At 53.2% G+C, this 5,921-nt stretch carries 10 protein-coding genes; 9 read left to right on the top strand and 1 reads right to left on the bottom strand.

Features of this window, described 5'->3' with window-relative positions; genetic code table 11:
- Positions 1 to 45: 45 nt before the first annotated feature.
- Positions 46 to 219 carry a hypothetical protein gene (locus JRG72_11295; protein MBW2135789.1) on the top strand — a complete coding sequence of 58 codons (174 nt, stop codon included), beginning with the start codon at positions 46 to 48 and terminating at the stop codon, positions 217 to 219.
- A gap of 14 nt (positions 220 to 233) precedes the next feature.
- Here the strand turns inward: JRG72_11295 and JRG72_11290 are convergent, their stop codons facing one another.
- Positions 234 to 566 carry a helix-turn-helix domain-containing protein gene (locus tag JRG72_11290; protein MBW2135788.1) on the bottom strand — a complete coding sequence of 111 codons (333 nt, stop codon included), beginning with the start codon at positions 564 to 566 and terminating at the stop codon, positions 234 to 236.
- A 533-nt stretch (positions 567 to 1,099) separates the two neighbouring features.
- Here JRG72_11290 and JRG72_11285 point away from each other — a divergent pair.
- From JRG72_11285 to JRG72_11250, 8 genes are all read left to right on the top strand, one after another.
- Complete coding sequence (locus JRG72_11285; GenBank protein MBW2135787.1) at positions 1,100 to 1,471, top strand: helix-turn-helix transcriptional regulator; 372 nt, start codon at positions 1,100 to 1,102, stop codon at positions 1,469 to 1,471.
- A gap of 42 nt (positions 1,472 to 1,513) precedes the next feature.
- A complete protein-coding gene (locus tag JRG72_11280) occupies positions 1,514 to 1,657 on the top strand; it encodes a hypothetical protein (protein MBW2135786.1) in 144 nt (47 codons plus the stop codon).
- Between the two features lie 59 nt (positions 1,658 to 1,716).
- Entirely contained in the window at positions 1,717 to 3,030 is a 1,314-nt protein-coding gene (locus JRG72_11275) for a permease (protein MBW2135785.1), read from the top strand.
- Positions 3,031 to 3,053: 23 nt separating this feature from the next.
- Positions 3,054 to 3,287 carry a TM0996/MTH895 family glutaredoxin-like protein gene (locus JRG72_11270; GenBank protein MBW2135784.1) on the top strand — a complete coding sequence of 78 codons (234 nt, stop codon included), beginning with the start codon at positions 3,054 to 3,056 and terminating at the stop codon, positions 3,285 to 3,287.
- A gap of 50 nt (positions 3,288 to 3,337) precedes the next feature.
- Positions 3,338 to 3,892, top strand: a complete 555-nt coding sequence (locus tag JRG72_11265; GenBank protein ID MBW2135783.1) for a Fe-S cluster protein — start codon at positions 3,338 to 3,340, stop codon at positions 3,890 to 3,892.
- 53 nt (positions 3,893 to 3,945) lie between these two features.
- Positions 3,946 to 4,584, top strand: coding sequence for a formylmethanofuran dehydrogenase (locus JRG72_11260; protein MBW2135782.1), 639 nt, complete (start codon positions 3,946 to 3,948; stop codon positions 4,582 to 4,584).
- Between the two features lie 64 nt (positions 4,585 to 4,648).
- A complete protein-coding gene (locus JRG72_11255) occupies positions 4,649 to 5,506 on the top strand; it encodes a sulfite exporter TauE/SafE family protein (GenBank protein ID MBW2135781.1) in 858 nt (285 codons plus the stop codon).
- A gap of 63 nt (positions 5,507 to 5,569) precedes the next feature.
- Positions 5,570 to 5,921 (top strand): hypothetical protein (locus JRG72_11250; protein ID MBW2135780.1); only part of this gene is annotated, 352 nt, incomplete at its 3' end.

Genomic DNA, 5,921 nt, shown 5'->3' with positions numbered 1-5,921 from the left:
CGATTTGGAGACCACCTTGGTCCGACGCGTGAAGCGAGCGACACGATGGCGCGTATGGGCGTGGTCACTTTCCAGGAGCTGGGTACCTTTCTTACTCACCACGTGCTGGGTGGGGGGTATCACATTGGAATACAGTATAATCGCAAAGAGGGCAGCAGATTGCAGGAATTGATGGAGGTGCTCCCCGCCTGTTTCCGGGGTCAGATTCAGGGCAAATAATTGTCACTTGCTATTCAGTGACCAAGGTTGCGTTTCCAGCCATGCCGCAACCAGATACTCGGGACTCCACAGGGGGAAATCAGCACGCCGCTTTTGCGCAACTCGTGGGCCGCCCGCAGTTGTCCATAGGCGGGATACTCCTCGGCGATTTTGACTACTGCGGCTTCAATCTCGGGGGCCACCCGATTCTGAAGGTTGGGCTGCCGTCGCGATTTTTCCTGGAGTGCCGCCAAGCCACCCTCAGCGTAGGCCTTTTTGATATCATAGAAATGCTGCCGCGACACCCCCATCACCCCGCAGGCCTCCGAAACGTTCTGGAGATATTCCGCCAATTCCATCAAACTCATCTTTGCTCTGGCGAGCCTCTCTCGCTGGGTTATGGTACCTCCTCCATTCCTCTTTGGTCTTTCCCCAGAGGGATACCATGCCCCTTTTTGCAACCGGTGTCAAATCAAGTCTAAACTACCCCAACTTAAATTTACTGCGCCTCTTTTTCTTTTCGTGCAGCCATTTTTCAAGGGGCACGGCTCTTCGTCATCATTACAATGGGCTTCTTCTGTCTTGCACCAATTTTTCCAATCATAAGGGGGTTCATCCAAGGCTCCCGGAAACTCAGGGTAAAAGTCTCGTGTTTTCTGAACAAATGATTGTTTTATTTCCGAGATTGCATATCTCTCTTTACCTCTTGCTGCATATTCCGCTCAAATCCGCTGGTCATTCCGGGCGAAGTCGGCCACCATGCCAAAGTCGCCATACCACTATATTTTCAACAGTTAACAATACTTTCGTTTTTTCAATCCGTATAAGAAGCTTGACAATAAATCGATTTATGACTATATAATTAGATAACTATATAACATTTAATTTAGAGGGGGTAAAATTGCAAACTTTGCTCAAATCCCTCAAGGCCCTGGCGGATGGCAATCGCCTGCGCATCCTGCGCTTGTTGCTGGATGAGCCGCACTGTGTTTGTGAACTGCAGGCGGCTTTGGGTATTACCCAACCCAGCATCTCCAAGCACTTGCGCATCCTGGAGGAAGCCGGTCTGGTGACCAAAGCCCGGCAGGGCATGTTTATTGATTATCAATTGGCCGCGGTTAAAGAATCAGGGGATCAGCGGGCCGCCTTGCTGGCGCTGATTAGTCCCTGGCTACGGGCCGACCCAGAATTACAGGCCCTCAGCCGCCGGGCCCATGGCCTCAAGCGCGAGCAATTATGTCGGTCCGAAGCCAAATCTACCCCTATGCCCTAGGCCAGGACACCCTAGTCAATCCTGGCCGGGACCTTTACCGACGTGCTGGAAAGCTTCCTTCAATCCCAGGGAGCCAGATTCAGCGCTTATTTGCAAAAGGCCGCCGGCGCTCTGATCTTCCTGGCCGGCCTGTATATCTTTTATCAGGGGGTGCGTAATTGGCAGATAAGTCAGATGCACCACTAGAGGCGGTTACGGCCCCAGAATCATTCTGGATCCAGGCTGCCCGTCCCTGTCAGGTCTTTCTGAGAGGGCGGGAAGGCAAAATCTTGCTCACCCTGGTGGGCATTTTCCTGTTTGCCTACTTCCTGCCCCTGGGGAATGTCAAAATCCAGCAGGCCATCCTGGAAGCCTTCAAACTGCTGCAGTGGTATACCCGCAATCACACCCTGGCCTGTGTAGTGCCCGCTCTGTTTATTGCCGGGGCCATTATAACTTTCCTGTCCCAGGCCTCGGTCATGCGCTATTTAGGGCCCACGGCCAACAAATTCCTGGCCTACTCGGTGGCCTCGGTTTCCGGCTGCATCCTGGCGGTGTGTTCCTGTAGCGTGCTGCCCATGTTTGCCGGCATTTACAAACTGGGCGCCGGCTTGGGTCCGGCCTCGGCCTTTCTGTACAGCGGCCCGGCCATTAATATTTTGGCGCTGTTCCTCACCGCCCGGGTGCTGGGATTTTCCCTGGGAGTGGCCCGGGTCCTCGGGGCGGTGGTTTTTGCCTTTGTCGTGGGCCTGCTGATGGAGGCTTTTTTTCATAAGGAAGTCAAAGCCAAGGCCGCGGTGGCCCTGCAGATGCCTATACCGGAAAAACCCCGGCGGCCGTTGTGGCAGACCACTCTCTATTTTATCTGCCTGGTGGCCTTTCTGGTCTTCAGCGACTGGTTCAATCCCGGCAATGTGGTGATTCATCTGCGCGACGGGGAGCAGGTGCAGGCCATCGTCATGGAGGAAATGAAAGACGAAATCGTCTTCCAATTGGAGCAGGACTGGCAGGGCCATCCGGCCGGGGAGCAGATCACCCTGGAAAAATCCGCCATTGACCGTCTGGAAGAACCCCAGACCTGGGTCATCCAAATTCTGCAGATCAAATGGTATCTTGCCGGGCTGATGGGTCTGCTGGTCCTGCTCATGGTGTGGCGCTGGTTTGCCGCCGCGGAGGTCAAGGAATGGTTATACAATACCTGGGAATTTACCAAGCTGCTCGTGCCCTTGCTCTACGGCGGCGTGTTCGTCGTCGGTTTTGTCGGCTACCTGCTGCCCGCCAAATATGTCGCCGCCCTGGTCGGGGACAACAGTATCAGCGCCAACTTCGTGGCCAGCGTGATCGGGGCCTTCTGGTATTTCGCCACCCTGACCGAGATTCCCATCACCCAGACCCTGATCAAGCTGGGCATGGCTCCGGGGCCCGCGTTGGCCCTGCTGCTGGCCGGGCCGGCGCTGTCGCTTCCCAATATGCTGGTGCTGATCAAGGTCATGGGCTGGAAAAAGACCATGGCATTCTGTCTGATCATTGCGATTATCGCCACCGCCACCGGGATGCTCTACGGCCACCTGGTGGGCTGAGGCAAGATATTAAGGAGGTCAACATGAAAAAATTGCAGATTCTGGGGCCGGGCTGCATCAAGTGTATCGAACTCGGCAAGCGCACCGAGGAGGCCGCCAAATCTTTGGGCCTGGATTATGAGTTGGAGAAGGTCACCGAGCTGAACCAGATCATGGCCTATGGGGTGATGATGACTCCGGCCCTGGTGGTGGAAGGCGAAGTCAAGGTAGTGGGCCAGGTGCCCGGTGTAGAGGAAATCAAAAAAATGATTCAGTAATTCTACAGGGGCTTCAACCAGGATCTTGGGGGGCTCCGGGGAGGGACAAGATGTTACTGGAGCATATCACTAAATTTGACATTTTCCGGCCCAAATGTGATTCCACCAAGGAGGTGTTGCACGCCATTGCTCAGGTGGAGGAAGATATTTCTCCGACTTTACCTTACCTCAACGCCGAGTTGGGGGGCTGGGATTACGACGCCCAGAATCAAAGCCTCCTGCTGAAACTTTCCGCTGGTAAATGGGTCACCTTACACCCGCATGAGATTGCCATTCGCGGGGCCCGCGACCAGGAGGAGGCCCACGCCCTGCTGGAATGGATCAAGGGGCAGATCAATGAGATTTATGGGCGCCGGGAGCAAATCACCCCCCGCTACAGCAGCCAGGCGGGGCTCAAGGTGATGGAAATCTTGAAACTCCTGCCTATGACCAACTGCAAGGCCTGCGGTTATGCCACTTGCATGGCTTATGCCGCGGCCTTGCGGGAAGGTGAAATCCCCCTCAACGGCTGTCCGCCCCTGTGGGAAGAAAAGTATCGGGAGAAGCGGGAAAAGCTCCAGCAATATTTAGAAAGCTTCGGCTGGCGGGCAGTGGATGAGTTATAAGACTCGGAAACATGGATAATTGGGGAAATATTATTATCTGAGGAGGAAGGCTAATGTTTGATATACCAACCTGGGTGTTCGAGTTTCATGGTCATAAATGCCCGATGATGCCTTTGGGCTATCGGATGGGGGCGTTGGCCCTGAAGGTATTGGAAGAGGACCGAATGCCGGATCACGGTCTGTGGGTGGTGTCGGAAATGGGAGTCCGCCATCCGCAAGGCTGTCTTAATGATGGCTTGCAGGCCGCCACTGGCTGCACATACGGCAAAGGGTTAATCCGGCGTCTGCACTATGGTAAGTATGCGGCCATCATCTTTCATCCCCAAAAAACCGCGATACGGATTGTTGTCAAGCCGGAATACATCGACACCATGCATCACAATGCTGCGGAATTCTTTAATTACCGTCAGAAAGGCTTGCAGCCTTCCCAAATCCCGGAAGAGGTTGCTGATCGTGCCATCCAGCCAATCCTGGAAGCCAGCGACGATGAAATGTTTATTATACAGAATCTGCCTGGCTTAAAGCTGCAAAAGCTGTTGGGCTCCTGGCAGCGAGCTAAATGTGATAAATGTGGCGAATATGTTTTTGAACTTTATGTCCGGATCAAGGATGGCCAGGATCTGTGTATTCCCTGTCTGGAAGAAGATTGGGAACCATACAATGAACCGCCGGTTAGACTGGTGAAAACTTGATCATGGGGCTAGTAGGGTGCTGTGCCTTTACCCCTCACACTAGCTAAAGCCGGGGAGGACCAGCGTGTCACTTCCGATTCAGATATTGTTGCTGCTGTTTTTTCTTTTTTTAACCGCTTCCCTCATCTTTTCTATGCTAGGGCAAGGAGGTGGGGCCTTTTATGTCCCGATGTTGGTGGCACTCTCCATACCCTTTTATATAGCTGCCACCACCAGCCAAGTGCTCATCATAGTGGTGTCTTTTTCCTCTATGCTGGTTTTTGCTAAAGCCCGGACGGTGGACTGGAAGCTGGTGCTCCTGATCGAACCACCCACAAATCTGGGGGCGTTTTTCGGTGGCTATTTATCCCCTTACTTCCCTGATTATTTTGCCAAGTTATGTTTTGCCGCAGTGCTGCTGTTCGGGGCCTATTATATGTATAAGACCCCTAAAAAACATGTTCGGCGATTTCCCTCGAAGCACTGGTGGCACTGGCACCGCACTCGGGTCGCAGAGGAATACACCATAAATGTGATCATTCTGCTGCCGGTGATGCTTCTGGCCGGATTTGTGGCGGGCATGCTGGGGGTGGGAGGAGGGTTGATTAAAGTCCCCGTTGTAGTTTTACTGGGTGGAGTGCCGATGATTATTGCCGTCGGCAGTTCTTCCCTGATGGTGGGAGTCACGGCTCTTACCGGCTTCGTTGGCCATATGTTGCGTGGCCACTTTGATCCCCGTCTCACCGCCGTGCTGGCTGCCGCGGTGTTGATTGGCTCCCAGCTCGGGCCGCGGTTTGCCATCAAAACCGATCGTACCCGACTGGGCAAATATTTTGCTCTATTATTACTGGCTATTGCCATCTGGTTGATTTACGGCGTAATCCGGGAATATTATCCGGATCTATGGTTAGGCATACTCCCCAGGTTGAGCCACCGGCTGTAAGATGTGGAAATCCAGGGATCAATAAGCCCAAATAACAAGGGAGAAATAAGGCTGCGTAACAGGATGTTGTCGTTTAACTTGCTCTTTGTACCATTCTTGGCCGTAATGGTGATTTTTCTGTCCTTTCAGATCACCCCTGCCCAAACTGCTGAAACAGATGTTTCAGGGATAATTGAAGTAAAGGAAATACATTTATCTCAAACCCCAGCTCTGGGCCTCAAGATAATGAGGAACGCGAAGTCGCCCGCCGCCATCATGATCAAGGCTCCCAAAGGATTCGCGGTTTGCGCGCCTTTTAATCTCCAGACTATGCAAGCCCACGTAATGTCAGCAGTTATGTTCAAGGATGTCAAATCCATTGAACAGGCCCTGGCGGCAAAAGTAGTGGACGCCACTTCTCAGGCGAAAGCTCTGG

Source organism: Deltaproteobacteria bacterium, from assembly GCA_019309545.1.
Classification (GTDB): domain Bacteria; phylum Desulfobacterota; class Desulfobaccia; order Desulfobaccales; family Desulfobaccaceae; genus Desulfobacca_B.
Note: the sequence above shows the minus strand (reverse complement) of the source record. Positions and strands in the feature narration are given on the sequence as shown.

Bases quoted from the DNA above. Each gene is read 5' to 3' on its own strand.
- JRG72_11295 (MBW2135789.1), top strand. From the start codon at position 46: ATGGCGCGTATGGGCGTGGTCACTTTCCAGGAGCTGGGTACCTTTCTT.
- JRG72_11290 (MBW2135788.1), bottom strand. From the start codon at position 566: ATGAGTTTGATGGAATTGGCGGAATATCTCCAGAACGTTTCGGAGGCC.
- JRG72_11270 (MBW2135784.1), top strand. From the start codon at position 3,054: ATGAAAAAATTGCAGATTCTGGGGCCGGGCTGCATCAAGTGTATCGAA.
- JRG72_11265 (MBW2135783.1), top strand. From the start codon at position 3,338: ATGTTACTGGAGCATATCACTAAATTTGACATTTTCCGGCCCAAATGT.
- JRG72_11260 (MBW2135782.1), top strand. From the start codon at position 3,946: ATGTTTGATATACCAACCTGGGTGTTCGAGTTTCATGGTCATAAATGC.